This window comes from Bdellovibrionales bacterium (genome assembly GCA_019750295.1).
Classification (GTDB): Bacteria; Bdellovibrionota; Bdellovibrionia; order Bdellovibrionales; family JAGQZY01; genus JAIEOS01.
Window position 1 is genome coordinate 1 of the sequence record JAIEOS010000081.1, and the last position, 1624, is coordinate 1624.

The 1624-nt window shown below is 40.3% G+C and carries 2 protein-coding genes; one reads left to right on the top strand and one right to left on the bottom strand.

Features of this window, described 5'->3' with window-relative positions:
* Positions 1-698: transposase (locus K2Q26_12510; protein MBY0316340.1), on the top strand; the 698-nt coding region annotated here is incomplete at its 5' end.
* A 191-nt stretch (positions 699-889) separates the two neighbouring features.
* On the opposite strand, the gene K2Q26_12515 is transcribed toward K2Q26_12510, so the two are convergent.
* On the bottom strand, positions 890-1624 hold a 735-nt coding region (locus K2Q26_12515), incomplete at its 5' end, for a hypothetical protein (protein ID MBY0316341.1).

Consider the following 1624-nt stretch of genomic DNA (forward strand, 5'->3'; position numbering starts at 1 on the left):
AATATCGAACCTATTTTCATATTTCTACCAATTATGGCGTAAGTGAAAGTAATTGTTATTATAACATTCGTTTTGTTAAAAAACACAGTTTACGCAGTCGCGATGGGAGACCTGTTCGAACGATTGAATTAAAAATCAGTTGGGGAGAAATCGAAATTCAACCACCCCAGATAGATAAAAAAGTTAAAAGTCCGATTACAGCATGGTGTGTAAGATGTTGGAATGAGGAGGAAATTTTAGAGTGGATTTTAATCAGCACATTACCGGTTTTAGATATTCAGTCAGCAGTTGAAAAAGCCCAATGGTATTCATACCGATGGATTATTGAGGAATATCATAAATGCCTTAAGACCGGATGTTCAATTGAAAAGCGGTATTTGCAATCTGCAGAGGGATTGATGGCCTTAGTGGGGATTTTGGGGATCATAGCTATAAAATTATTAGAGCTTAGGTCAATCAGTCGAGAAGCGGACGAAATGCAAGCGGGGGAAGTGATTCCTGAAATATTCATACGAGTGTTAACGAGGAAACTATGCCTAAAAGACAACTTGATAACGATTAAAGGATTTTGGAAGCATGTTGCTCGTTTAGGAGGCTTTAGGGGGCGAAAATCGGATGGGGACCCAGGTTGGCAGACCCTTTGGGGCGGATGGCTCCGTCTTTTAGATATGACCTGGGCGGTAGAAGAATGTGGGTAACTTCAAGGCCTAAAGGCCTGGGAGGAAGCGCCGTCAAAAGGATGAAATTTCGTCCCGTCGCGACGGTAATACCCACAACAATTTTTGTAACGATCTGATCATTAGGACCGTAGTAAGCAATCGTTCCTGTGCGAAAATCTGTTTTAACTTTCTTAAATTCATTTTTCATAGACTTCTCTTCTACTTTTTGCTCACAAATCAGCAATATCGATGATACGGTAAAAATAGCGACTACTTAAGAGAGCATCGGAAACTGGGCCCAAATGAAACAGAACAGGCGAAATCCCAAAGCCTTTTGGAAGAGCAAGAGAAGCTATTTTGGTTTTCATTGCATCGATCACTTCAAGCCCCAATTCACGACGACGCATTTTGACTTCACAGATAAAAAGAGTGTTGGAATGCATTTGAATCAGATAATCAATTTGGCACCCTTTTTTGCGACCTGAGGCTTTTTGAAAATAGGGATTATCAATAACGACATCCTGAGCGTGAATTCCAAGTGCCTGGTAAAGAAGAGATCTATTTTTCAGAAGAAGATTTTCGAGCTGGAATCCGAGCATGGGTTCCCATCCAGGCAAACTAGAAAGTGGGACGTCTAAAAATGACCCTTGCTCAATTTTCGTAAGATTGGGTTCAATATAATGGATATAGAAGCGAAGATAATTATCGGAAAGCCGATACAGGGTCAGTTTTCCTGGCTTACCTGTTTTTAAAGACCAATCTGGATGTCTGCTGACAAATCCACAGATTTCAAGGGCTTTAAGATGATGACTTAGTGTACCACTTGGCGAGTAGGCCATTATCTTTTGAAGAGTAGCTCGGTCTTTCATGCCCTGGCTTAGGATTGTAATGATCTTTTTGTATATTTCACCTCTAGAACTGAAAAGATCATTAAAAATTCGATCAAATTCATGCACCAAAAGGCC